Source organism: Monashia sp. HAY1-2A, assembly GCF_056755315.1.
Genome location: NZ_JBNDHY010000074.1, coordinates 1 through 22,342 on the forward strand (window position 1 = coordinate 1; position 22,342 = coordinate 22,342).

A 22,342-nucleotide genomic window follows, 5' to 3' on the forward strand; every position below is an offset into this window, starting at 1 on the left:
CCCCCCCCCCCCCCCCCCCCCCCCCCCCCCCCCCCCCCTCTCCCCAAACACACCCCCCCCCCCCAGATTACTACGCGTCTCGTGGGCTAGGAGATGTGTATAAGAGACAGATCCCCTCCCGTCCCGTCCCGACCCCAAGGGAGGGAGAGGGACGAGGCGACGGCCCCGACCGCGCTGGCGCGCGTCGGGCCGCGCCCGAGGAGACGCGCACGCCCCGCCTGCTCATGCCGCCGCATCCCTACCGCCCGCCCGGTCCCAATGGCGAGCCGCCCTGTTGCGGTCTGCCGCCCAACAACCACCATCACGTCGTCGACGAGCAGGCCTCATGACCAGTACCAAGAGCGCCATCGAACAGGCAGCGTTCGCCGCCGGCCGCGCCCTCACCGCCTCGCAGCTCGACCAGGCGATCGCGGACGCGCACAACACCGCACGAGCGCATAGAGACGCCGGACGCCACGCCGAAGCCCAGCACAGCGCCGAGCTCGCCACCGCGCTCGAGGCCGCACACAACCGACGCCACCCCGGGGGCCGGGGTCACGACGGGGAGGCGTCACCGCACAGACCCGCCAGTCAACTTGCTTCTCCCTCCCGGACCGGTCGTGTCCCGGGACATGTCCCGCATGAAGCGCGCCGCGCGGAGGCAGAGGCGGAGATCCCCCCATCTCAAAGGAGCCGAGCATGAACGTCGCCCCTATCGGGCACACCGACCAGGACCGCGAGGCGCTGCAGCGCGCGGCCGCGTGGGTGTGGGCGCACCTGCGCGACGACGAGGTCGAGGTGCGGGCGCTGCTCGGCGGCGCGAAGGCCGTCGAGGTGTTCGACCTGGCGCGGGCCATGGTGGAGATCGTGACGGCCTTGCACGGGCGGATGCCGGAGCAGGTCGAGCAGCTGCTCGAGGACACGCGGCTGCACAACATGCCGAGGGCCTGACGTGCTCGCCACTGTCAGCCGCGGGCGCTACTCTCGCTCTCGAGGACGTCGCAAACCGTTCCGGCGTGGAGTCGGACGTACGCCCGAGTGCATCACCCCGAAACGCGGACCCAGCAGTGGCCGCCGGCGGGACGCTGAACCAAGTCGCCGTTGAGCAATCCGCTCCAGCGACCCCATCGCGCACTCGAGGTGTCATTCACATGAGCAAGAAGAAGCAGTTCTCCGACCTCGCCAGCCTGAACAAGGATGTCCTCGGCCGCTCCACCGTGAGCGAGCTGGAAGGTTGGCTCGCTGTCGTCGACCAGTACCTCCGCGACGACTTCTGTGACGAGCGCGGTGAAGTCCGCGCGCTCTCCGACGAGGAGCACCAGGCGTTCGACGACGCGATCCGCCTGCGGGACCGGATCGAGAACTACCGCAAGATGCGGGATGTCTTCGAGAAGCAGCCGGGCACGCTGCGCACCGCATACGGGCCAGCGTTCCACCGCGGCGAGAACCCGTTCGCCGGCGGCGTCGACGACGTCCACCGGATCTCCGGCGAGGCCGCCCGAGACATGGCCCTGCGAGGCCTCGAGCAGCGCGGCCGCGACCTGCCGGCGGCCGCCCAGGACAAGATCGACGCGATGCTGCGCACGTCGCTCTCCGAGGACAACCCGAACCTCGACGGCACCTACCTGGCCAAGCGGATGCTCATCACCGAGAGCGACGCCTACCGCTCCGCGTGGCAGCGGGTGATGACGCGCCAGCACCCCATCCTGACGGACGAGGAGGCCGGCGCCCTGCGCGCTCTCGAGGAGCTGGAGCGGCTGGAGTCCCGTGCGATGTCCGAGGGCGTCACGACCGCCGGCGGCTTCGGCGTCCCGGTCTTCATCGACCCCTCGATCATCATGACCGCCCAGGGCTCGGGCAACCCGATGCTCGAGCTCGGCAAGGTCGTCCCGGTCACCACCAACCGGTGGAAGGGCGTCAGCTCGGCCGGCGTCTCCTGGTCGTTCGACGCCGAGGCCTCGGCCGTCTCGGACGACTCGCCCACGCTGACGCAGCCGTCGATCGACGTCTTCACGGCGCGCGGCTTCATCCCGTTCTCGATCGAGGTCGGGATGGACTACCCGGGCTTCGCTGAGGAGATGGCGGCGCTGCTCGGCGAGGGCTACAACGAGCTGCTCGCCGACAAGCTGGTACGCGGCTCGGGCACCGGCGAGCCGCAGGGCATCGTCACCGCGCTCGACGCGGACACCACCGTCGAGGTGCTCTTGGGCACGGCCGGCACGTTCGCAGCGACCGACGTCAACAAGGCCTGGGAGGCGCTGCCCGACCGGTTCAAGAGCCGCGCAACCTGGCTGATGTCCTGGGCTGCGAACGACAAGGTCGCCGGCTTCGGCAACGGCAACAATCTCTCCTGGGTCACCACCGACCTGTCCGGCCTCGTGCAGACGCTGCGTACGCGCCCCGTCGCCTCGAGCTCGTACATGACGGACCTGACGACATCGGGCGTGCACACGAACGTCGCGGTCGTCGGGGACTTCAGGAACTACGTCATCCCGCAGCGGCTGGGCATGTCCGTAGAGCTCGTCCCGCAGCTGTTCGACGTCACGAACAATCGCCCGACCGGGCAGCGCGGCTGGTTCGCGTACGCCCGCATCGGCGGCGGTTCGGCCAACAACCAGGGATTCCGTCTGCTCAACCAGACGTGACCCAAGACCTGGGCGCCTCGTCGACGAGGCGCCTCGTGGTCCGGTGATCCCACGAGGCGCCGCCACGCCCTCCCAAGACCCGCTCCGCGCGCGCCTCAACGGCGTGCGGGTCTCGGGGAGGCCCGAGGCGCTCAGAGGTGGCTCCCCTTGCCGCGTCTCCTTTCGGCGGCGGGGGGAGCCACCACCCCCAGCCCTCCCTGGACTTGAGGAGCCCACCCGATGTCAGACCTGTCGCTCAAGTACCTGCTGCTCGGCGAGGACCGCACGGCCTCGAAGAGCATCAAGGGCGTCGCCGACACCGCCGAGAAGAGCTCGAGCCTCATCGACGGCGCGTCGAAGGCCTGGGCCGCCGGGGCGGCGCTCGCCGGCGCGGCCGTCGTCAAGTTCGGCATCGACTCGGTCGCCGCCTACCAGGACGCCGAGAAGAAGCACCGCGTCCTCGAGGACGCCTACAAGCGGTTCCCCGCGATCGCCGACGTGACCATCGCCTCGATGGACGAGCAGGCCAACGCCCTGCAGAACACAACGAAGTTCGAGGGCGACGCGATCTCGGCCGCCCAGGGCATGCTCGCGCAGTACAAGCTCACGGGCACCCAGATCCAGCAGCTGATGCCGCTCATCCTCGACTACGCCGAGAAGACGGGCAAGGATCTGCCGACCGCGGTCGACGTCGTCGGTAAGGCGATGATGGGCCAGGGTCGAGCCCTCAAAGAGGTTGGTATCAACTTCAAGGACACGGGCTCGGCCGCCGGCAACTTCACCGAGCTCATGACCGGGCTCCGCACTCAGGTGGGCGGGTTCGCCGCGCAGGAGGGCGCCACCGCCGAGGGTCGGATGGAGATCCTCAAGAACAAGTTCGGCGACCTGCAGGAGGCGATCGGGCAGCGGCTCATCCCCGTGCTCGACGCCGGCACGTCCGGGCTGATCACGCTCGTCGACGTCGGCGGGAACCTCATCGACACGCTGTCGCAGATCCCCGGCCCGGTCCTCGCGGGCGCGGCCGCGTTCGGTGTGTGGCGGCTCGCCGGCGACCGGATCACCGGCGTCGCGCAGAAGGGTGCGGGCCCGGTCAAGGAGTGGGGCTCGTCGCTGCGCCTGGCGGGCATGTACGCGAAGGAGGCGGGCGGCGGGTTCACCGGGCTCAAGGCCGGGTTCTCGTCGCTGACCGGCGGGCTCACCGCCGGGCAGGCTGCGATGAAGGGGCTCAAGGGTGCGGGCGCCGGCCTGATGGGACTGCTCGGCGGCCCCTGGGGTCTCGCGCTCACCGGTGCGACGGTAGGGCTCACGATGTGGATGCAGGCGCAGGCCGACGCGAAGGCCTACGCCGACGAGCTCACGGCGACCCTCGACCAGCAGACCGGGGCGTTCACCGACAACACGCGCACGTCGATCGTCAAGAAGATGATCGGCGACCTGTCCCCCGAGGATGTCCAGCTCGTCCAGCAGCTCGGCATCAACTTCGGCCAGCTCGCCGACGACCTCATGGCCGGCGGGAGTCGCGCGGAGGGCGCCATCTCGCACCTTGTCGCCCTGACGAACGAGCACCAGAAGGGGCTGGGCGCCTTCACGCAGGAGGCTCGGGCGCTCGATGGTGTCACGCAGTCAGCGCTCCGGTCGAAGAACGCGGCCGCCGGTGCCAAGATTCAGCAGGACGCCTTAAACAAGGCCCACGTGAACGGCGCATCCGCGGCGACTGACGCGGCCGGCGCGAGCGACATCTTCGCCGGCGCCCTCGGTGCCGTGGCGACCGCGGCCGGCGGCGCCAAGGTCGACATGGCCGCCGTGAACAAGGAGCTCGCCGAGTACTACTCGCGCAACCTCGACGCCGCCGACGCCTCGATCGCCTACGAGGCTGCAGTCGACGACGCCGCGAAGGCGCTCAAGGAGAACGGCCGGACGCTCGACATCAACACGGCGAAGGGCCGTGCGAACAAGTCGGCGCTCCTCGACCTGGCGAAGGCCGCCGGCGAGCAGTCACGCAAGACGCTCGAGGCTGGCGGCAGCCTGAAGTCCGCGAGCAAGCAGATCGACGACGCCCGGACCAAGTTCATCAAGCTGGCGATGCAGATGAACGGCGGGAACCGACGCGCGGCCGAGGACATGGCGAACAAGTTCGGCCTCACCAAGGACGCCGTCCGGGCCATGAACGGCGAGATCAACAAGACCCCGCCGGCGAAGAAGACGAGCATCACCGTCCCGACGCAGCCGGCCACGCGCCAGGCGCAGTCGATCCGGGCCGAGATCGCCGCGATCAAGGGCAAGACCGTTCCGATCACGCTGTCGGTGGGCGCCTCGATGTCGTCGGCGGCCCGGTCGCTCATCGCCGGAGTCGGCGGCATCGGGCACCTGGTCGCGCACGCCGGCAACGCGATGGGTACCGCCTCCTGGCGCGGTGGCCTGTCATGGGTGGGTGAGTACGGCCCGGAGCTCGTCAACCTGCCGGGCGGCAGCAGGGTCTACGACGCCAACACCTCCCGCCAGAAGGCCCTGGTGGCAGCCGGAAGGCCGTCCGCACAAGAGCAACCACCGACGCAGGTCAACCTGTACCTGGATGGACGGCTGGTCTGGCAGTCCCTCCTGAAGCAGAAGCGGTTCAACGGGCCGCTCGGCCTCGACTGAGGCGAAGATGGGCGTCATGGGGCCACACGAGCAGGTGCTGCACGACTTCGGGACGCCGATCGAGCGCGACGCCTTCGACGGCGCCCTCGACGAGCACATGGCCTACATCCTGGCTCGTGTCATCGGAGACAAGGACGGGGCACAGTTCCGCCTGCTCGTGCGGGACACGCTCACGCCGGAGCAGGTTGAGACCGCGGCGCAGTGGTTCCGCGGCCTGATCGGGCGCTTCCTCGACGGCGGGATCGAGGCCGACGGGTGGCATCCGACGTCCTGGGGCGGCTGGCATCTATGGGGCCGCCCCGTCGAGCTCGACCCGTCACTCTGGCAAGGTTGAAGCATGACGCCGACCGAGTACACCGGGCCGATCCGACGGCCGCCCAAGCCTGAGCCGACGAGCACGACTGGCGTCCTCGAGTTCGAGGACGAACCCTGCCCCACCTGCGGGCAGCCGCTGCTGCGCTCCTACACCGATCACCGCTTCGCCGGCCGGTCAGAGCCGGTACGGACCACCGGCGCCAAGGCCTTCTGCCGCAATGGCTGCGAGTGGATGTCCTGACCGACGCGGACCTGGCCGAAGCACTCGGCAAGTCGCTGTGGTTCGTCCAGGAGCGGTGCCGCCGGCGGGAATGGCCGCACCTGCGCGTCGGCAAGTCGTTCCGCTTCACCGAGGCGCACCTCGAGGAGATCGTCGGTCTCCTCGAGGTGCGCCCGCCCCTGACGCCGTCTGAAAGGGCAGCCGCGTCCTGGGGCCGGGTGACGCGCTCGAGCCGCTACCGGCGCAGCCCGTGAAGTGCGCGACGAGGCAGGAGCGGGCAGCGCTCGCCGGGCTCGTGCAGGCAGTCGCGCCCCGTCGCCTCGATCGCGAGCTGACGGAACTGCTCGGCCCTGTCCATGGGCCAGAGGAGCTCGGCCGAAAGGCACTCGGTCCGGACGTATCGGGGGGCCGGTGAAACACTCTTGTTCATGATCGTTCTCCAGGTGAGTTGGGTGATCGGTCTAGGCCTCGTCGCGCGCAGCATCGCGCGGCGGGGCCGCTTTTGTCCGGCAAACCGGACACATCGGGCTCTCAGGTCCGCAGTAAGTCCGCAGCGGACTCAGTCGGATCTCTCCTCTCCTCTCGATGCCAACGGTGTTTCTGCAGGTCAGGCGACCTTTGCCAACGCTGCCAGTGTTGGCAAACGGTACGGGCGGAGTTCTGGATCAACGAGCCGAGCAAGGTCTTCGTGGCACGCGGTGGCGTCGCCGAGCTGACGCCGACGATCCTGACCGCCGACGACGTCCGTGACCTCGTCGAGCGCATGCTCCGGACGACCGGGCGACGCGTCGACCTGTCCAGCCCGTTCGTCGACGCCACCCTGCCCGACGGGTCCCGCCTGCACGTCGTCATCCCCGACATCACCCGCACCCACTGGCAGGTCAACGTCCGAAAGTTCGTCGTCAGGGCCGACCACCTCGACGACCTCGTCCGGCTCGGCACCCTGACCCGCCAGGCCGCGACGTTCCTCGGCGCCGCGGTCGCCAGCGGCCTCAACGTCCTGGTGGCCGGAGGCACCCAGGCCGGCAAGACGACGCTCCTCAACTGCCTCGCCGCGGCGATCCCGCCGCGGGAGCGAGTCATCACGTGCGAGGAGGTCTTCGAGCTGAAGATCCCCCTGCGAGACGTCGCGTCGATGCAGTGTCGCCAGCCGAGCCTCGAGGGCACCGGCGAGGTGCCGTTGCGTCGCCTCGTCAAGGAGGCGCTGCGGATGCGTCCTTCGCGGATCATCGTCGGCGAGGTGCGCCAGGAGGAGAGCCTCGACCTGCTCATCGCCCTGAACAGCGGTGTGGCAAATAATGTTCGATCACAATGCCGGGGCCAATCTGCCGGGACCCCTCGGGACCGTTGCCCGGTGCGCGCCATGGACCGATTCAAGTCAGGACGCCGTGTCGCTCAGCTCAGGAAACCGATCGCTTTGCCGTAGTTGGCCAACTTGCCCAATACGTAGTTGGAGATGTCGGCACGGCCCGCCTTCGAGCGCCACATGAATTCAAGCCGAAGACTATCGCCGTCGCGTAGCACAAGCAGGTCTGTCCGCCTCTTCAGCCCCGTTCCTAGGTCTGCTTCAAGGGTGTAGGAGTCGATCAGTTTTGCCGCGAGCAATGCCTCCGCGAATGCGTGGTTACACGCGACGTCGTCTGACGATGCTACTGCGGCAATGCTTTTCATCGCCGCCACGGTGTTATTGCCAGGCTTGGGGCCACGCTTACGGGTGCCAAGGTTGGCGCCGGACAAGAGGGTGCCGATTTCACTCTTGCAGAGTCGCTCCACTGCGGAACCGTCGCCGGTCGTTGTCATGCTCCGCGACTTCATGGCGGAGTGGAGTCGCTCACTACCGAACTCGCGCACGACCGCGAGGGCAGTGACCATGTCGACGTGCACAATGCGTGCATCCAAGACAGTCCCGAGAATTCCCAACTTCTCGGGGTGCTGCTTCAGTTCTGCGACCACGTTGGCACCTGTTGCCGTCATCAGTCGATCCACGTCAGCAAAGGAGTACCCGCCCCGCGTCAAGGCGGCGACATCCCCTTCGGACTCGTTCGCGGAAATCACGATCGTCCACAGTCGACACCGTTCCGCTGCGATGAGCTTGCGGACCTCACGGCCGTTGCGTCGAAGTTCAGTTCTGATCTTCTTCAGGTACGAGCCAATCGTCTCGCAACCGTCCAGTAGTGCGACCGCGCGTTCTTCAGAGATTCCCATTGCGGATAGGCCAGCGCCTGAGTTCAGGGCCGCCGTTGTCCGCTCGGCGATGTCCACCCAGTCGCTCTTCACCGGGCCAGCGAATAAATACACCGGCTCGTCCGTCCCCAGCAGGGCGTCGCCACCCAACGTGTACGCAGTGGCCGCTACTTGCTCGGCGATGTTGTCATTGTTGGTGGGCCAGACTACGAGTGTGTCGCTGCCCGCGGGGGCGCGGACGAAGGCATTAATTGAATGAAGACCTTCTTCGATCTCGGCCTCTGACACCTTGCCCAGCGCTTCTCGGCCCTCGATGACAACAAGTCTTGGCTCTTCCGCAATAGGCAGGTCGTTCAAGACCTCCGCAATGCTTGCGCCAAAGGGAATTCGCCTTGTCTCGACGCCTGTGCGGAACATGTGCAGTGTGTCTAAGAAGGTCGACTTTCCAGCACCACTGGCGCCTCGCAGCACCATCATCGCCCCACGCCCCGAAGAGGCCAGATCCGCGAAGGCGTCGTCAAAGACCGATAGTGCGCCTTCTACCGGCGTAACGATCGCTTCGAGTTCGACTCTGTCCCGAAGTGCTTCGAAGCGATCCGGGATGAATAGGGGCGCGTCAGGTTCGGCAATCTCACTCGGCGACATGGCGGTCATACTGCCATGCCCGGGGGCCAGGGGTTTGTTAAGAGGTCGCGGGGTGGCGCGCGCCTCGGAAGCGGCGCGCATTACCGTCGGACCATGGAAACGGCCGCTCACCCAGGGACAGGGTGAGCGGCCCAGTGGGCGTAGCAACTACTTCGCGGCGGCGGCCTTCTTCGCTGCCCGAGCTGCGGCCATGTCGGCACGGCAGACTTTCCCGCGGGACGGGGCCTGACCTGGCTTGGCAGCCTTCGTCGGGAACTTCGTGATCGGCAGGACCTTGCCACACGCGCCGGCGCACTTCTGAGTGCCTTCCTTGGAGGCGGGCACCGGCGCCGGCTTGGCCGGGGTCGCGGACTTGGTGGCGGCCGGCTTCGGCGTTGCCTTCGAGCCCTTGGCCGTGGCCGCCTTGGGGGTTGCAGGCTTTCGAGTGCGCGGCGACTTCGGGGTGGTCGTCGAGGCGGCGGCGGGGGTGCTGGTCGTGGTGGTCATCGTGGCTCCTCGGTGGTGGTGGTTGGTGTGATGCCTGACCAGCAGAACACCCGAGACTCCCTCTGGCACAAGGCCTTTCGCGTAATTCGCTAGAACGGCCCGTGCGGCCCGGTTGGACCGGGTCGGGGCAACCACACCGACGCACGTCGCTGCGGCCGCCAGGGACGGCATCTCGGGCCGCCACGCGCGCGAGCGGGGTGTCCACGCCCGGTCCCGGATGTGCACGACGCCCGACCGCCGGAGGTGTGGCAGGTCGGGCGTCGGCGTAGGTGGCGGCGACGAGCCTGAAGCAGGGTCCGAGAACCGACCCGTCGCCGCCACGCCTCAGGTGAGGGAGAGCACCCTCAGCGCGGTCGACGTGCCGGCGACCGACGAGTCGGCACCGACCCGCCAGAACCCGAACCACCCGGCCTGGCCGGTCGGTCGGCCGTTCGCCGTGCTCTTGACGATCGGGTCATACACGACGCTCATCCCGACCCGGTCGACGATGAGGTAGTGGTTCCCGTCGCCGTACAGGACGACCTTGTGCCCGCCGACGCCGATCACCGCGTCCATCGTGGTCGACTCGTACGCAGGCTCGCCGAACGGGGCCATCGCCGTCCCCTGAAGCAGCGGCTGCTGCGACCCGGTGAACAGCGGCGTCTGCCGTAGCTGGTCGAGGGCCACGACGTTGCCGAACCACCCGGGTCGGCCGTTGCGGAACCGGGCGGGCAGTGCCTGGTGGAGCGAGTAGATACCGGCGGCCGTGATCGCGCCGCCGCCGAGCGCCGTGGCGGTCGCCCGGGTGACCGCTCCGAACGGCTGCCCGGTCCCGGTCCCGGTCGCGAACGCGGCCTCCTCCAGCCGGTCCTTCGCGTCGCCGAGCAGGGACGGGAGGTTCTGGGCGAAGTCGGAGTCGTCGAGGACTTCATACGAGCCGAAGACCCAGGCGGCGGCCTTCGACGGCGTGATCTTCGTCTGCGCGACCGTCGGGCTGCTGTCCCCAGCCTCGATGCCCTCCGCGAGCCACGCGGCGCTGACCCCGGCGCTGTTCACGCCGTTCCAGTCGTTCGTGGTCGTCGTCCGGTGGGCCGCCCACGCCCGCCACGGGTTCGCCGAGCCGTTGTTGGTGAGGATGATCGTCGGGTCGAGGGTGAAGGGCACCATGTACCCACCATTGGCGGCCGTCAGGGACATCGCGGCACGTGCCGAGTAGTCGCCCATGATGCCGGTCGCGCCCCAGTCGCGGACGTCGCCCGCGAGGTCACGGGTGAACGACCGGGTGCGCGCCAGCGCCCGCCGCTCGTCGTCGGTGAGGTCGAGGTTGAAGCCCATCGGGGACCGGACGATCTTGTCGAAGGCCGACCGGTACGCCGGGTCACTGAGGGCGACGGTCTGCGCGGCGGCGTGCGCCCGCTCGATCTTCGCGGCCGGGTAGAGGTCGCCCCACTCGTCCTTGTCCGGGGCTGCGGTGAGCGCGGCGAGTCGCTGGAGGCCGTCGTCCGGCACGCCCGAGCTACGCAGCACCTCGAGGGCGGCGTCGGCGCGACGCAGCGCATCCGACGGGTCGATGTCGACGAGCGAGTCACGGCGGGCGAGGTCACCGAAGGCGGCGCGTCGGTAGTCGCCGCCGTGCGACGGCGTCCGGGTCGTGTCCTGCCCGACCGTCTCGATGTTGCCGGGCGACGCGGCCCGAGACACCAGTTCGTCGTGACGCCGGGCGCGGTCGACCTCGTCCTCGGCGATGATCGCGTCGACTCTCGCGAGCACGTCCATGGCGATCTCGCGTTCCTCGTCCTGGGCGACGGAGCGCCGGGCGTAGCCGTCCAGTTCCGCGATCCGGCTCACACAGCCGGCGCGTACGGCGGCCCGCTGGGTCCGCGTCATCGCGCGGAGTTTTTCCTCCGTCGCCTCGATGTCGTGGTAGTCGTCATCTCGAATGGTCATGGGAATGCTTCCTCCGTGAGGGAAGTGGATTTGGGGAGTGCGCACATCGGCGCGGTGGCCGCGCCGGGCGCTTGCCCGACCACGCTGGCCCTCCGCCGGGCGATTGCCCGACCACGGAGAAAAACTGCGACCCCTCCGCCGGGCACCTTGGCCCCGACCCACGGAGGATGTTGCGCTGTCACTGTACGTCATCCGGCGGGTCGTCGAGCCGTTCCCATCCACGCGCGTCCTCGTCGGCGAGCGTGTCGGGCACGTCGAGCACGTGATCGGTGTCGGGCTCATCGAGTAGAGCGAAGGATTCGACAAGGTCGGACGGGAGGTCGGCGTCCGCCAGCGACGCCTTGACCTCGTTGTCGTCCTCGACCTGCCGGTCCCGCACCACCTCCTGCAGGGCGGCGGCGAGGTCCCGGAAGAAAAGCGCGCACCCGTCGTCGGGCGTGCGCTCGCATCCGTACTCGAACCACCGGACGAGTGCCCGGAGTTGCATGTCGTCGAGGAGGTCGACGCGGAGCTCGACGGCGTTCGTAGGGATCTTGTTCCAGCCCATAGCAGTTCGTCCTTTCACACTTCGCACGTGCAGACGTCGACCCGGGACGTCGCGCCCTCGCACCGCGCGCAGTAGGTGCCGTGCCCGGCCCGCCGCAGCGTCAGGAGGGACTCGAGGATCCCGGCCATGTCGACGTGCTGGATCGGCTCGGCCGCCGCCCGCTTCGCGTCGAGCACGCCCATGAGGCGGTGGAGTTCGCGCGAGTGCTGCACGCCGTTCGACGGGTCGACGTCAAGGCGGCGCGCCAGTTCGATTGCTGTTGCGGCGATCACGTCGGAGGCGTCATCCCCGACCTGCCGTCGCGTCGCCGTCTCGATCGGACCCGGCCCACCCTCGGCCGCGAGGCCACGCTCGATGAAGCGCCGGATCGCGAGGGACATGGTGAGCCCGTGCTCGCGGGCGTAGTCCTCGACGCGGTCCGCCACCTCGGGCGACACCTTCGACGAGATGACTTGCGTCTCCTTGGACATGATTCTCCTAGTTGTTGATTCGTGCAGATGAGTAGCGGCTCGGTGTCGGTTGACCAGACCCGTGGGTCGCGCGCTAGTTCCTTCTCGACGCGCGCGGGTGCAGCGCCGGAGCGGTGCGCCGGAGCGACCGGCCCCCAGGAGGTCACAGCGCCCACCTCCACCGGTCGCGCTCGACGATCAGTGCGGGACAGTCGTCGTCATGCTGGGCCACGACGTGGATGGGCTGCCGACGACGAGCTGCTTGTCGACGGTCGGCGCGGCTCGGTAGGTGCATCCGCGCGCCGCACGGGCACGTGCCTCCGTTGTTGACGATGGCCCGGCGGGCGAGGCCTTCGCGGACGATTGGGGGAGCGCCGTCGGGGATCGAGGGTCCGATGACGGCGGCGCGTGTCCCGTCGATGCTGACGAGGTTGAGCCGCCACTTCATGACGCGGCCTCCGCGTCGTGGCATGCCAGGCAGTTGAGGCCACCTACGGCACGTAGTTCTTCGATTGGGCCGTCGCAGGTTGGGCATCGGTCCTCGGTGTCCCGCGGGTTGTCCCCTCGGGGCAACCCATAGGGTTGTTGCCCCGGGGACAGTGGGGCCGTACCGGTGTCCCCGGTTGTCCCCGTGGGTCGGGGACACCCTTCAGGGGTGGGTTCGTGCGGCGACTCGGCCATGGTCGGCAGTGGTGTCCCCGGTTGTCCCCGGCGCCTCGATGTCGTCTTCGTCGTCCCTGCGGGAGGGGTGTCCCCACGGGCCGGGGACAACTTTCGAGCCTTGACGACGTCTGCCAGCACCTCGTTGCGGGCTCCGATGTCGTGGGCCTTGGCGACCGCCCGGATGGCGTCGCGGCCGGCGTCGGCGGGCAGCCCGGCGTCGTCGGCCAGTTGGATGAGCCGCTCGACCTTGGACTCGCGCTCGGTGAGCAGGTTGAGCCCGTCGACCTCGTGACGCAGTGGATCGCTGCGTCGGGTCATGGTCAGTTCCTTGACCGGGACCACCATGCGCGAGTCGGTGCAGTCGAGGCGTAGCCGGTCTGTGGCGCCGTCGATGCGGGTCATCCTCCAGACAGCGTCGACGTCGCCCGACTTCGCGGACCCGCCCCGTTGCCCCTTCGCCTCGTCCTTGCCGGAGTGGTCGAGGCGGACGACGGCGACGCCCGCCCGCTTGAGCTGGAGGCCGGTGTGTCGGTAGAGCCCGAGCCACGTGTCGTTGCTGTTCTCCTCGCCTTGGACTGCGCGGCTGACGGTGTCGATGACGACGACCTCGACGTCGTACACCCGGACCGCCGCGAGGAGCATGTCAGCACCGACGGCGGTATCGAGGGCCGCGAGCGCCGGGAAGGAAAGGTAGTCGAGATGGTCGAGGTCACTTGGTCCGCATCCCATCGCGACGAGCCTCGAGCGGATGTCCCCCCTGGGGTCGTTCTCGAAGTCGACGTAGAGGACGCGGACGCGGCGCGGCGGCTGGTACCCGAGCACCCGCTGACCGCGGGACAGCCCGACGGCCAGCTCGAGCGCGAGCAGTGACTTGCCGACCTTCGGTCGGGAGTAGATGACGACGGACCTGCGGGCAGCGACGAGCGGCATGTGCAGCCACTCCTCGTCTGGGTCGTCGTCGGCGAATAGGTCGTGCCAGTTGATCCGGCCTGCCCATCCCTCGACCCACGCGAACGGGTCTTCCTCCAGCTGCTCGCCGGCGCCGGACTCTCCCTCGATCGTGCTTGGGGAATACGGTATGACGACGAGTTCGTCGAGCCGACGCTGCGCAGCGATGTGGTCCGTGACGTCCTTTCCGACAGCAGGCTCCACCACCACTACGCTCGCCGCGACAGGGCGTAGCGCGCGGGCGATGTCGCTGGCGGTGTGTCGTCCGGCGTCATCGCGGTCACGGACGATGACGACGTTGGCGCCCCTGAGGACCTCCGTGTACTCGTCTCGCCACTTCGACGACGCCCCTGGCTGCCACGCGCCATTGCTCCACGTGGTGGCGACGACACCGAGCCCGTTGAGCGTGTTGGCATCCTTCTCGCCTTCGACGATGTGGATAGTCCGACCGGACGCGACCGCGTCGAGCACCGCGGGGAGGTTGTAGAGGACACGGCGGACGCCGAGGAGCCTCCACGTCCCATCGGCCGCGCGCTGCTGGAACCTCTTTGGCTCGTAGCGCAGCTTCTCGTAGAGGAGCGTCCCCTGCTCGTCCTCGTACCGGTAGGTGGCGACCAGCCGTGATTGGGGCCGTTCCATGGGAGCCGCGTCGAAGAGGTCGGCCATCGTGAGACCGATGACGGCGAGGACGTCATCGGTCCTGCAGCCGGCATGACAGTGCACGAGCATGCGGTCAGGGCTGCGGGTCAGTGACAGGGACGCGTTGCGGTCGTCGTGGGCTGGGCACTGAGCGCTGGAGCCGCTGACCCGGCAGCCCTTGTTGACGAGCGCCTCGACGAGTCGTCGGTGCGCCGCCCCGAACGTGGTTACAGTGGGCTTGGTCGTCGCGGACCCTTGCGCCCCCTGTCCCTCCGGGATGGGGGCGCGGTCGTTTCCGGGAGTCATGCGGCGTCACCGCCCCGGAGGAGCAGGGCGAGACGGTCGCGTTGCTCGGGCGTCAGCGGCGGCGCCTCGGCCACCGTCTTGCGGATGACGTCAGCGAGACGCTCGGCGCGCATGTTGCGCCGAGCCTCGACGAGCACGGCATCGTCGGGTCGCCGGGATCGGGTGAGGGACGCGACGCGGGCGCGTTCTGAGGTGAATGACACTTCGGGCTCCAGAAGGCACTGGAAAGGCACCGCCCGTGCGTGTCTGCGAGGCGGTCTGCCCGAGGAGGAAACGCTCCTCGGCCCGTTGTGGTGCTAATGCTAGTTAGGTAGCCGCGAGATATCGAGGACGACGCGACCCTGAGCGTCCGGCGGTAGTTGAGCGCTGACCGCGGCGAGCTGATCTGCGGGGATGCGCGGGGCGCGCCCGCAGGTAGGGCACGCCGGTACGTGAACCGTCCCCGCGTCGCTGATGTGAACGTCGGCGCGCTCGGTAACCCTGCTGCCGGCCGGGGTCGTTCGGGTGAGGCTCTCGTTGGCGTAGAACCCGCGACGCCGCGCCTCCTCCGGCAGTCGCGTGTTGCCGGGGTCGGCGGGGACGATGTGCACTAGGGATCGTCGCGGGTGCCGTGTGCGGTTGCTGCAGACGATCAGGACGTCTCGCTCGATCACGGCTGCCTCCAGACGATCTGTACCAGGTCCGGGTCGTAGGCATTGCCGCGCTTGATGCTCGGCAGCACCCTCACCTCCATGAGTTCGCGCAGCACGGCGCGTCTCCGGTCCATCGGCAACGCCTCCCATACCCTGGCCGGGTCTCGGCCGGAGAACGGCGCCAAGGCCGTGCCACGGGCCGCCCGTGCCATCGCCGCCTCCACGTCGTCGAGTCTTTGTCGGAGCCCCGCCGTGCTCCTCGCCAGTTGCGCCCCGGTGATCCTGCCGGCTGCGAACAGGTCTGCTGCCTCGTCCATGCTCGCGCGGATCGCCGTCGCCTCGACCTGCAGCGCCGTTCCGTCGGCACTGGTGGGCGGGGTGAGAACGTGGGCGAAGTCGGGCCGCGCCAGCAGCCCGAGGACGACCCCGGTGACGTGGATGTCGAGGTCTTCGGCTGACCGGGCGACGTGCCCGGTGCCCGGCGTTGGGCAGCGGTAGACGGTCCGGGTCGTGCCCTTCGCGCGGTTGCGGGCCACCGTCGCAGACTTCAGCGGCGCCCCGCACGTGCCGCACGTCGCGATACCGGCGAGGAGCCACCGGACGCGGTTGCTCGACGAGCGTCGTCGGGACGGGTCCGTCAGCACCGCGGACACCGCTCGCCACGTGTCTTCGGTGACGATGTTGGGCCACATAAGCTTGCCGACGACCTCGCCGTTGAGAACCGACAGCCCGGCGTTGCGCGGCCGTGTGAGGACCTGGCGGAGGCTCGTGTAGTTCCACGGCTTCCCGGTCGAGGTGGTGATGCCTCGACGGTTGAGGTCGGCGACGATGGAGCCGAGGGTTGCGCCGGCGAGCACGGCGGCGCACGCGTCACGGATCACGCCGGCTTCGCGCCGGTTCAGCGTGGCGCCACCGTCCTGCTGGAGGTTCCACCCGAAAGGTGGCGCACCGCCGAGCCACCTACCCGCCTGAGCGGCTTGGAGTTGTGCCCGCCGGACCCGCTCGCTCTTGTGCTCGGACTCCTGCCGTGACACGGCGCCGCGGATGCGGGCGGTCATACGGCCACTGGCCGTCGCGAGGTCCAGTTCACCGGCCTGCGCGAAGTGGGTCACCACCGCCCGGGGCTCGCATGCGTCGATGTAGTCCTCCAGCTCGCGCGGTGACCGGTGCAGGCGGTCCTCGTGCCATGCGAGCACCGCGTCGACGGAGCCCGTCCGGATGGCCTCCAGCATGGCCATGTAGCGCGGCCTTGCCTTGCCCGTGTAGGCGCTTGAGTCGTTGTCCTCGAAGACATCCACGACCGTCCAGCCGAGGCGAGCCGCAAGGGTTTCACAGTCCGTGCGCTGACGTTCGACACCGAGTGCGGCGCCGGTGCGATCCTGACTGATGCGGCAGTAGATGGCCGCCCTTTTGGTCATGTTTCTATTGTGCATCCACAAACACCGGTGTGCCGGGCATGTGCACCCTGCACGCCAACAGCGCCCGCGAGGCCGTCACGAAGATGTGCACCCTTCCGCTGCTCGCCGGTGAGAACGTGTCGAGCCGGTTCGTCGTGCCGACCGTGGCAGCGGCCGTCGACCTCGTCGTCCATGTCGCGCTCGAGCGTGACGGGCTGCGCCGGGTTCGCGAGATCGTGGCGGTGCCCGGTCGTGCCGAGGGTGACGTCGTCGAGATCGCCGACCTCTTCACGACGCGCGCCGGTCGGCTCGTCCGCGCCGACGGTTTCCCGCCGCACCACGAGGCCTTCGAGCGCGCGGGGTACGACGTCGCGGCACTGTTGGCCCGGGAGCCGGCATGAGCTCCCCGCTCGCCGTCGGGCTCCTCCTCGGCGCAGGGGTCTTCTTCGTCTACTGGTCGTTCTGGCCGCAGGTGCCGGCGCCCGAGTCCGGCCCACGCCGGTCCGGCTTCGTCGTCGAGCTGCGCGACCACCTCAACCAGGCCGGGTACGCCTCGGTCACGCCCACCAACCTCGTCGTCGGCTCGACCATCCTGTTCCTGCTGACCTTCGCCGTCGTCCTCGCCCTGACCCGTGTCGCGCCGATCGCCCTGTGCTTCTCCGTCATGGCCGGAACGGCACCGATCTCCTTGGTGCGGATGCGCGCCCGCTCACGCCGCAACAAGCTGCGCGACCTCTGGCCCGACGTCGTCGACAACGTCACGTCCGGCGTGCGCGCCGGGCTCGCGCTGCCGGAGGCGCTCTCGCAGCTGTCGACGCGTGGGCCGGAGGAGCTGCGGCCGGCCTTCGCCGCGTTCGCCGAGGACTATCGCACCACCGGTCGGTTCCACGACTCGCTCGACCGGCTCAAAGAGCGTCTGAGCGACCCCGTCGCCGACCGCCTCGTCGAGTCGCTGCGCATCGCCCGAGAGGTCGGTGGCAGCGACCTCGGCAAGCTGCTCCGGACGCTCTCCTCCTTCCTCCGCGAGGACGCCCGCACCCGCGCCGAGCTCGAGACGCGCCAGAGCTGGACCGTCAACGCGGCCCGTCTCGCGGTCGCCGCGCCGTGGATCGTCCTCGCGATGCTCGCCCTGAACGGGCGCTCCCTCGTCGCCTACGCCTCTCCCGTCGGCTGGCTCGTCCTCGCCATCGGCGCGGCCGTCTGCCTCGTCGCCTACCGCGCGATGGTCTGGGTCGGACGGCTGCCGGAGGAAGAGCGGGTGCTCCGGTGAGCGGCACGAGCGGGGCCCTGACCCGCCTGCTCGGCACCGGCTGGTCGTGGCCCGGCGCCGTCGTCGGCGTGCTGCTCGTGGCGGGGCTCGCGCTCGTCGCCGCCGGTCTGCCGGCGAGCCGTCGCCCCGGTCTGGACGAACGGCTCGAGCCGTACCTGAGGGACGCCCCTCGCCCGTCGACGCTGCTCAGCCGTCCGGCCGCCCCACGGGGTCCCTTCGGCTTCGGCGACCTCCTCGCCCCGTACGTCGCGCGGCTCGGCCGACTCATCGGCTCGGTGCTCGGCGGGTCGCCCTCGGTCGTCCGGCGCCAGCTGCGGGCCGGCGGCGCCGCCGACCTCGACCGCTTCCGCGCCGAGCAGGTGCTCTGGGGCACCCTGGGTGGCCTCGCGGGGCTGCTCGTCACCGGACTTGTCGCGGTCGCGCAGCGGCGGTTCCCCGTGGTCGCGCTCGTCGGCGTCTTCGTGTGCGGCACCCTCGGAGGCATCATCGCCCGGGACTGGATGCTGTCGCGCGCAGCGGCGCGCCGCGAGGCGCGGATGCTCACCGAGTTCCCCACCGTCGCCGAGCTGCTCGCGCTCGCCGTCAGCGCGGGGGAGGGGGCGGTGGGTGCGCTGGACCGCGTGTGCCGCCTGTCCCAGGGCGAGCTGGCCGACGAGCTGCGCCGCTGCCTGTCCGATGCCCGCGCGGGCGCCAACCTGCCGACCGCGCTGCGTGGTCTCGCCGACCGCACGGGCTTGATGAGCCTGACCCGGTTCGTCGACGGCATCGTCGTGGCCGTCGAGCGGGGCACCCCCCTCGCCGAGGTCCTGCGCGCCCAGGCCCAGGACGTCCGCGAGGCCGGACGCCGCACGCTCATGGAGCAGGGCGGGCGACGGGAGATCCTCATGATGGTCCCCGTCGTCTTCCTCATCCTGCCCGTCACCGTGCTCTTCGCCCTGTACCCGGGCCTGAGCTTCCTGCACTTCCGGATCTGACGCGCCTCAGGTCCGGATGCCCTCCACAGACCGTGAACCGACCAGACAGGGAGAAAGACAGATGAAGCAGCTGACGACAGCGCCCGCGCGTCTGCACGACGCAGCTCTCGCGGCACTCGCACGCCGACTCGGTGGGCCCCACGACCGGGGCGACGTCCCGGGTTGGGTCCTCATCACGATCATGACAGCCGGCCTCGTCACGGCGCTCTGGGCCATCGCCGGGCCGCAGCTCGGCCAGCTGTTCAGCGAAGCCATCGGCGACGTCAAGGGACCGTGACCGCGGCCGTCGCGGCCCCGAGCCCGACGGGCTGCGTCCGCACCGCCGAACCGTCACTGGCCGCGGGCCCTCGAAGGGACGCGGTCACGGCCCGACCTGCCGTCTGTCGGTTGCCGGCGGCGCGAGACCGCGGCTCGGCCATCGCCGAGTTCGCGATGGTCTCCGCGCTGCTGCTGTTCGTCGCCCTGGGTGTCTTCCAGATCGGCCTGGCGCTCTATGTCCGCAACACGCTCATCTCGGCGGCCTCCGAGGGTGCCCGCTACGCCGCCCGGGCCGACGCGGAACCGGCTGACGGCGTCGCACGGACGCGGGCCCTCATCACCTCCTCGCTCAGTGCCCGGTTCGCGCAGGACGTCGACGTCGACGAACGGACGACGCCGGACGGTGTCCGGGTCGTGGAGGTCACCGTCCGGGCGCCGCTGCCCGTCGTCGGGCCGCTCGGCCCGTCCGAGTCCCTGGCGGTGAGCGGCCGGGCCTTCAGCGAGGACCAGGTCTCTGCGGGCAGCGTGTCGCACGGAGCCGGCGGCACGGCGCAGGCCGGCTCGCCCAGTGGGCGGGAGGACGCGGCCGCTCCCGGACCGCCGACGCGGGGGACCGGTCCGTGAGACCCCAGCAGCACGCCAGGATCGGCCGCAGGCGCAACGCCTTTCGCCTCCTCCGTGCGCAGCGGGCCCGCCTCCGCGCCGCAGGTGACGACGGCCGGGCCGTGGTCGAGTTCATCTTCCTCGGCATCCTGCTGCTGCTGCCGTTGCTGTACCTCGTGCTGACGATGGCTCGCCTCCAGGCGGCCTCGTTCTCGGCCTCCCTGGCCGGTCGGGAGGCCGGGCGGGCCTTCGTCACGGCCACCGGCGACGGCGACGGGTACGCCCGCGCGTCGGCGGCGGCACACCTCGCCTTCGAGGACTTCGGCTTCACCCAGGACGCCACGATCAGCCTGACGTGCGACGGCTCGCCCTGTCTGCGGGCCGAGGGCCTCGTCCGCGCGGAGGCGCGCATCGAGGTCGCACTGCCGCTGGTGCCCGACTTCATCGCCGACCACGTCCCCTCGTCGGTGTCCGTCTCCTCGACCCACGTCTCCTCGGTCGACCGGTTCGTGGCCCGATGAACCCCGTCCGGCACCTGCGACGGCTCGTGTCTGCCCGTGGCCGCGACCGCGGGCAGATCAGCGTGCTCATCCTCGGCCTGTTCGTCATCGTCGTGGTCCTCATCCTCGGCGCGGTCGACGTCACCGCCGCCCAGCTGGCCCGGATGCGGCTGCTCGACACCGCAGACGCCGCCGCGCTCGACGCCGCCGACGCCATCGACGAGCGGGCGGCCTACGCCGAGGGTGTGCCCGACCGGCTCGTCCTCAGCGACGCGTCCGTGGTCGCAGCGGCCGCGGCCCACCTCCGACGCACCCCGCTGCCGAGCGGCGTCACCGACTGGCGTCTGGTGCCCCGCACCGGCAGCCCCGACGGGTCCACCGCGGTCGTCACACTGCAGGGTCGGGCCACGCTGCCGATGAGCGGGTGGGTGCTCGAGCGGCTGGGCGGCGGCGTGACCATCACCGTCACCTCCAGCGCCCGCGCCCGGCTGGGATGACGCAGGCGATCTACCGCGAGGGGCTGGATTCGGGCACTTCGCCCAAAACGCCGCGGGGGCAAGCGCTCCCGACCTAGGTTTCTCGTGCGTCACCGCATCCGGCCTGGCTTCCTTCTCCTGGCAAGGGTCCGCCGGTCTGCCGGGTCCGGCACCGGCTCCTGCCCGCCGGAGCGGCCGACGCATCTCGCGCGGCAACCGGTCGCGCGTCGACGAACGAGGAACGCAACCGTGAGCACTCGCACCACCGCCGTCGCCGCCGCGACGGGTATCGCCCTCGGCCTGCTCGGGCCGGTCACCGCTGCCACGCAGGCTCAGGCCCTGCCGGCCGTCATGGTCTACAAGGTCCAGTACGACTCACCGGGGTCGGACACCGGCAGCAACACGAGCCTCAACGCGGAGTACGTCGTCCTGAAGAACACGACGCGCAGCAACCGCGTCATCACGGGCTGGACGCTGCGCGACAGGACCGGCTACACCTACCGGTTCCCGACCTTCACGCTCAAGGCCGGCGCGACGGTCACGATCCGCACCGGCCGCGGGACGGCGACGAGCACGAACCGTTACTACAACCGCTCCTGGTACGTCTGGAACAACACCGGTGACACCGCCTACCTGCGCAACGCGTCCGGCACGCTGGTCGACACGTGCGCGTGGAGCTCGACCGGCGCCGGCTACCGCTACTGCTGAGACCGCCTCGGATGGGCCGACGGCCCGGCATCCAACCACGATGCCGGGCCGTCGGCGTGTCGCCACGCCGCAACCCGGGTGGCGGACTTTACGGAAACGGGGAGGAAAACGGACATACGCCGCTAACGTGGGCGAAAGCCAACCGAGCGCACCACCGAAGGGACCCGAACCCCCGCGGGCCCTGAAACGTCCCCCGTCACCCTGCAGCCCCCGTGGCTGGTCCCCCAGGAGTTGGTCCATGAAGCGGATCCTCGTCGTCGCGCTCGCGACGATCGGTCTCACCCTCGCCACAGCCGCCACGTCGGTGGCGGCCAAGCCCGTCCAGTCCGGCGCCAAGACCAGCCCGAGTGGCTCGGCCGAGGCAGCGTACTGGGGCCACTGGACGACGCAGGCCGTCGTGTACGACGGCACCGGCGGCAACACGTACGTCAAGGTCGCCGAGGCGGTGTCCGAGTGGCGCAAGTCCGGATGGAACGTCGTCACGACGTCCGACCCGAGCAAGGCCAACATCACCGTGGTCTTCGAGATGCCGACGACCGGGCTCGACAGCGTCGGCGGCGCCTCCCTGTCGGTCAACGGCGGCGTCATCAGCGCCTGCTCGATCAAGCTCGACCCCATCCTGGCGTCCTGGACGCTCGGCGAGCACACGATGATCCACGAGCTCGGCCACTGCGGCGGTCTGCCGCACTCGACGAGCACGCGCAGCGTCATGTACCCGACGGTGAGCTCCACCACGATGATGACCGCGCCGAGCAGCTACGACATCCGTTGGATGTCCAAGGACGTGTACTGACAGGCCGTGACCGGACGGACCCCCGCCACTATCGGCCGGGGCCGCGACACCCCACCCCTCGCGGTCCCGGTCCCGGCATCGCCCCGGCGTCCAAGCCTCTCCCCCCCCAGAACAGGCGCCACCCCGTCCAGGTGGACAGAGCATCCCACACCCACCCCAC

The 22,342-nt window shown here is 69.9% G+C and carries 23 protein-coding genes and 3 pseudogenes; 17 read left to right on the forward strand and 9 right to left on the reverse strand.

Annotation, left to right across the window (positions count from 1 at the left end):
- The 8 genes and pseudogenes from ACPYOM_RS12385 to ACPYOM_RS12420 form a co-directional block, all read left to right on the forward strand.
- Positions 1 to 329 (forward strand): annotated as a pseudogene (locus ACPYOM_RS12385) (hypothetical protein); the annotation flags it as partial.
- Positions 330 to 678: 349 nt separating this feature from the next.
- Entirely contained in the window at positions 679 to 930 is a 252-nt protein-coding gene (locus tag ACPYOM_RS12390; protein ID WP_481346188.1) for a hypothetical protein, read from the forward strand.
- Positions 931 to 1,130: 200 nt separating this feature from the next.
- A complete protein-coding gene (locus ACPYOM_RS12395; RefSeq protein ID WP_481346189.1) occupies positions 1,131 to 2,624 on the forward strand; it encodes a phage major capsid protein in 1,494 nt (497 codons plus the stop codon).
- A 219-nt stretch (positions 2,625 to 2,843) separates the two neighbouring features.
- The gene (locus ACPYOM_RS12400; protein ID WP_481346190.1) at positions 2,844 to 5,243 is read left to right on the forward strand and encodes a hypothetical protein; all 2,400 of its coding nucleotides are present in this window, start codon (positions 2,844 to 2,846) and stop codon (positions 5,241 to 5,243) included.
- Positions 5,244 to 5,259: 16 nt separating this feature from the next.
- On the forward strand, positions 5,260 to 5,577 hold the full coding sequence (locus ACPYOM_RS12405) for a hypothetical protein (RefSeq protein WP_481346191.1): 318 nt from the start codon (positions 5,260 to 5,262) through the stop codon (positions 5,575 to 5,577).
- Between the two features lie 3 nt (positions 5,578 to 5,580).
- A complete protein-coding gene (locus tag ACPYOM_RS12410; RefSeq protein ID WP_481346192.1) occupies positions 5,581 to 5,799 on the forward strand; it encodes a hypothetical protein in 219 nt (72 codons plus the stop codon).
- The gene (locus ACPYOM_RS12415) at positions 5,787 to 6,032 is read left to right on the forward strand and encodes a hypothetical protein (protein ID WP_481346193.1); all 246 of its coding nucleotides are present in this window, start codon (positions 5,787 to 5,789) and stop codon (positions 6,030 to 6,032) included. The genes ACPYOM_RS12410 and ACPYOM_RS12415 overlap by 13 nt, the downstream gene beginning before the upstream one ends.
- 401 nt (positions 6,033 to 6,433) lie before the next feature.
- Positions 6,434 to 7,069, forward strand: a pseudogene (locus ACPYOM_RS12420) (TadA family conjugal transfer-associated ATPase); the annotation flags it as partial.
- A gap of 104 nt (positions 7,070 to 7,173) precedes the next feature.
- Here ACPYOM_RS12420 and ACPYOM_RS12425 read toward each other — a convergent pair.
- The 9 genes from ACPYOM_RS12425 to ACPYOM_RS12465 all read right to left on the reverse strand — a co-directional run bounded on the left by ACPYOM_RS12425 (position 7,174) and on the right by ACPYOM_RS12465 (position 16,621).
- Positions 7,174 to 8,616, reverse strand: a complete 1,443-nt coding sequence (locus tag ACPYOM_RS12425) for a hypothetical protein (RefSeq protein WP_481346194.1) — start codon at positions 8,614 to 8,616, stop codon at positions 7,174 to 7,176.
- A 138-nt stretch (positions 8,617 to 8,754) separates the two neighbouring features.
- Entirely contained in the window at positions 8,755 to 9,093 is a 339-nt protein-coding gene (locus ACPYOM_RS12430) for a hypothetical protein (protein WP_481346195.1), read from the reverse strand.
- A gap of 324 nt (positions 9,094 to 9,417) precedes the next feature.
- Entirely contained in the window at positions 9,418 to 11,019 is a 1,602-nt protein-coding gene (locus tag ACPYOM_RS12435) for a phage major capsid protein (protein WP_481346196.1), read from the reverse strand.
- 178 nt (positions 11,020 to 11,197) lie between these two features.
- Positions 11,198 to 11,566 carry a hypothetical protein gene (locus ACPYOM_RS12440; RefSeq protein WP_481346197.1) on the reverse strand — a complete coding sequence of 123 codons (369 nt, stop codon included), beginning with the start codon at positions 11,564 to 11,566 and terminating at the stop codon, positions 11,198 to 11,200.
- 14 nt (positions 11,567 to 11,580) lie between these two features.
- Positions 11,581 to 12,036 carry a hypothetical protein gene (locus tag ACPYOM_RS12445; protein WP_481346198.1) on the reverse strand — a complete coding sequence of 152 codons (456 nt, stop codon included), beginning with the start codon at positions 12,034 to 12,036 and terminating at the stop codon, positions 11,581 to 11,583.
- Positions 12,037 to 12,178: 142 nt separating this feature from the next.
- Positions 12,179 to 12,487, reverse strand: a complete 309-nt coding sequence (locus ACPYOM_RS12450) for a hypothetical protein (protein WP_481346199.1) — start codon at positions 12,485 to 12,487, stop codon at positions 12,179 to 12,181.
- Positions 12,460 to 14,292 (reverse strand): AAA family ATPase, encoded by a 1,833-nt coding sequence (locus ACPYOM_RS12455; protein WP_481346200.1) that lies wholly within the window; start codon positions 14,290 to 14,292, stop codon positions 12,460 to 12,462. The genes ACPYOM_RS12450 and ACPYOM_RS12455 overlap by 28 nt, the downstream gene beginning before the upstream one ends.
- Positions 14,293 to 14,567: 275 nt before the next feature.
- Positions 14,568 to 14,774: a hypothetical protein gene (locus ACPYOM_RS12460; RefSeq protein WP_481346201.1), complete on the reverse strand. Its 207-nt coding sequence runs from the start codon at positions 14,772 to 14,774 to the stop codon at positions 14,568 to 14,570.
- A gap of 446 nt (positions 14,775 to 15,220) precedes the next feature.
- Positions 15,221 to 16,621, reverse strand: coding sequence for a recombinase family protein (locus ACPYOM_RS12465; RefSeq protein ID WP_481346202.1), 1,401 nt, complete (start codon positions 16,619 to 16,621; stop codon positions 15,221 to 15,223).
- Positions 16,622 to 16,641: 20 nt separating this feature from the next.
- Here ACPYOM_RS12465 and ACPYOM_RS12470 point away from each other — a divergent pair.
- The 9 genes and pseudogenes from ACPYOM_RS12470 to ACPYOM_RS12510 all read left to right on the forward strand — a co-directional run.
- A pseudogene (locus ACPYOM_RS12470) lies at positions 16,642 to 17,001 on the forward strand (CpaF family protein); the annotation flags it as partial.
- On the forward strand, positions 16,998 to 17,870 hold the full coding sequence (locus ACPYOM_RS12475; protein WP_481346203.1) for a type II secretion system F family protein: 873 nt from the start codon (positions 16,998 to 17,000) through the stop codon (positions 17,868 to 17,870). The pseudogene ACPYOM_RS12470 and the gene ACPYOM_RS12475, both read left to right, overlap by 4 nt.
- The gene (locus tag ACPYOM_RS12480; protein WP_481346204.1) at positions 17,867 to 18,844 is read left to right on the forward strand and encodes a type II secretion system F family protein; all 978 of its coding nucleotides are present in this window, start codon (positions 17,867 to 17,869) and stop codon (positions 18,842 to 18,844) included. The genes ACPYOM_RS12475 and ACPYOM_RS12480 overlap by 4 nt, the downstream gene beginning before the upstream one ends.
- A 61-nt stretch (positions 18,845 to 18,905) precedes the next feature.
- Positions 18,906 to 19,121, forward strand: coding sequence for a hypothetical protein (locus ACPYOM_RS12485; RefSeq protein WP_481346205.1), 216 nt, complete (start codon positions 18,906 to 18,908; stop codon positions 19,119 to 19,121).
- A 110-nt stretch (positions 19,122 to 19,231) separates the two neighbouring features.
- On the forward strand, positions 19,232 to 19,726 hold the full coding sequence (locus ACPYOM_RS12490) for a TadE family protein (RefSeq protein WP_481346206.1): 495 nt from the start codon (positions 19,232 to 19,234) through the stop codon (positions 19,724 to 19,726).
- On the forward strand, positions 19,723 to 20,226 hold the full coding sequence (locus tag ACPYOM_RS12495; protein ID WP_481346207.1) for a pilus assembly protein: 504 nt from the start codon (positions 19,723 to 19,725) through the stop codon (positions 20,224 to 20,226). The genes ACPYOM_RS12490 and ACPYOM_RS12495 overlap by 4 nt, the downstream gene beginning before the upstream one ends.
- Positions 20,223 to 20,702 (forward strand): pilus assembly protein TadG-related protein, encoded by a 480-nt coding sequence (locus tag ACPYOM_RS12500; protein ID WP_481341279.1) that lies wholly within the window; start codon positions 20,223 to 20,225, stop codon positions 20,700 to 20,702. Before ACPYOM_RS12495 ends, ACPYOM_RS12500 begins: the two co-directional genes overlap by 4 nt.
- 228 nt (positions 20,703 to 20,930) lie before the next feature.
- The gene (locus ACPYOM_RS12505) at positions 20,931 to 21,389 is read left to right on the forward strand and encodes a lamin tail domain-containing protein (protein ID WP_481346208.1); all 459 of its coding nucleotides are present in this window, start codon (positions 20,931 to 20,933) and stop codon (positions 21,387 to 21,389) included.
- A gap of 238 nt (positions 21,390 to 21,627) precedes the next feature.
- On the forward strand, positions 21,628 to 22,182 hold the full coding sequence (locus tag ACPYOM_RS12510) for a matrixin family metalloprotease (protein ID WP_481346209.1): 555 nt from the start codon (positions 21,628 to 21,630) through the stop codon (positions 22,180 to 22,182).
- Positions 22,183 to 22,342 lie beyond the last annotated feature (160 nt).

Coding starts and splice junctions, on each gene's coding strand:
- ACPYOM_RS12390 (WP_481346188.1), top strand. CDS start 679: ATGAACGTCGCCCCTATCGGGCACACCGACCAGGACCGCGAGGCGCTG.
- ACPYOM_RS12395 (WP_481346189.1), top strand. CDS start 1,131: ATGAGCAAGAAGAAGCAGTTCTCCGACCTCGCCAGCCTGAACAAGGAT.
- ACPYOM_RS12400 (WP_481346190.1), top strand. CDS start 2,844: ATGTCAGACCTGTCGCTCAAGTACCTGCTGCTCGGCGAGGACCGCACG.
- ACPYOM_RS12405 (WP_481346191.1), top strand. CDS start 5,260: ATGGGGCCACACGAGCAGGTGCTGCACGACTTCGGGACGCCGATCGAG.
- ACPYOM_RS12410 (WP_481346192.1), top strand. CDS start 5,581: ATGACGCCGACCGAGTACACCGGGCCGATCCGACGGCCGCCCAAGCCT.
- ACPYOM_RS12425 (WP_481346194.1), bottom strand. CDS start 8,616: ATGACCGCCATGTCGCCGAGTGAGATTGCCGAACCTGACGCGCCCCTA.
- ACPYOM_RS12430 (WP_481346195.1), bottom strand. CDS start 9,093: ATGACCACCACGACCAGCACCCCCGCCGCCGCCTCGACGACCACCCCG.
- ACPYOM_RS12435 (WP_481346196.1), bottom strand. CDS start 11,019: ATGACCATTCGAGATGACGACTACCACGACATCGAGGCGACGGAGGAA.
- ACPYOM_RS12440 (WP_481346197.1), bottom strand. CDS start 11,566: ATGGGCTGGAACAAGATCCCTACGAACGCCGTCGAGCTCCGCGTCGAC.
- ACPYOM_RS12445 (WP_481346198.1), bottom strand. CDS start 12,036: ATGTCCAAGGAGACGCAAGTCATCTCGTCGAAGGTGTCGCCCGAGGTG.
- ACPYOM_RS12450 (WP_481346199.1), bottom strand. CDS start 12,487: ATGCCACGACGCGGAGGCCGCGTCATGAAGTGGCGGCTCAACCTCGTC.
- ACPYOM_RS12455 (WP_481346200.1), bottom strand. CDS start 14,292: ATGGCCGACCTCTTCGACGCGGCTCCCATGGAACGGCCCCAATCACGG.
- ACPYOM_RS12465 (WP_481346202.1), bottom strand. CDS start 16,621: ATGACCAAAAGGGCGGCCATCTACTGCCGCATCAGTCAGGATCGCACC.
- ACPYOM_RS12475 (WP_481346203.1), top strand. CDS start 16,998: ATGAGCTCCCCGCTCGCCGTCGGGCTCCTCCTCGGCGCAGGGGTCTTC.
- ACPYOM_RS12485 (WP_481346205.1), top strand. CDS start 18,906: ATGAAGCAGCTGACGACAGCGCCCGCGCGTCTGCACGACGCAGCTCTC.
- ACPYOM_RS12500 (WP_481341279.1), top strand. CDS start 20,223: ATGAACCCCGTCCGGCACCTGCGACGGCTCGTGTCTGCCCGTGGCCGC.
- ACPYOM_RS12510 (WP_481346209.1), top strand. CDS start 21,628: ATGAAGCGGATCCTCGTCGTCGCGCTCGCGACGATCGGTCTCACCCTC.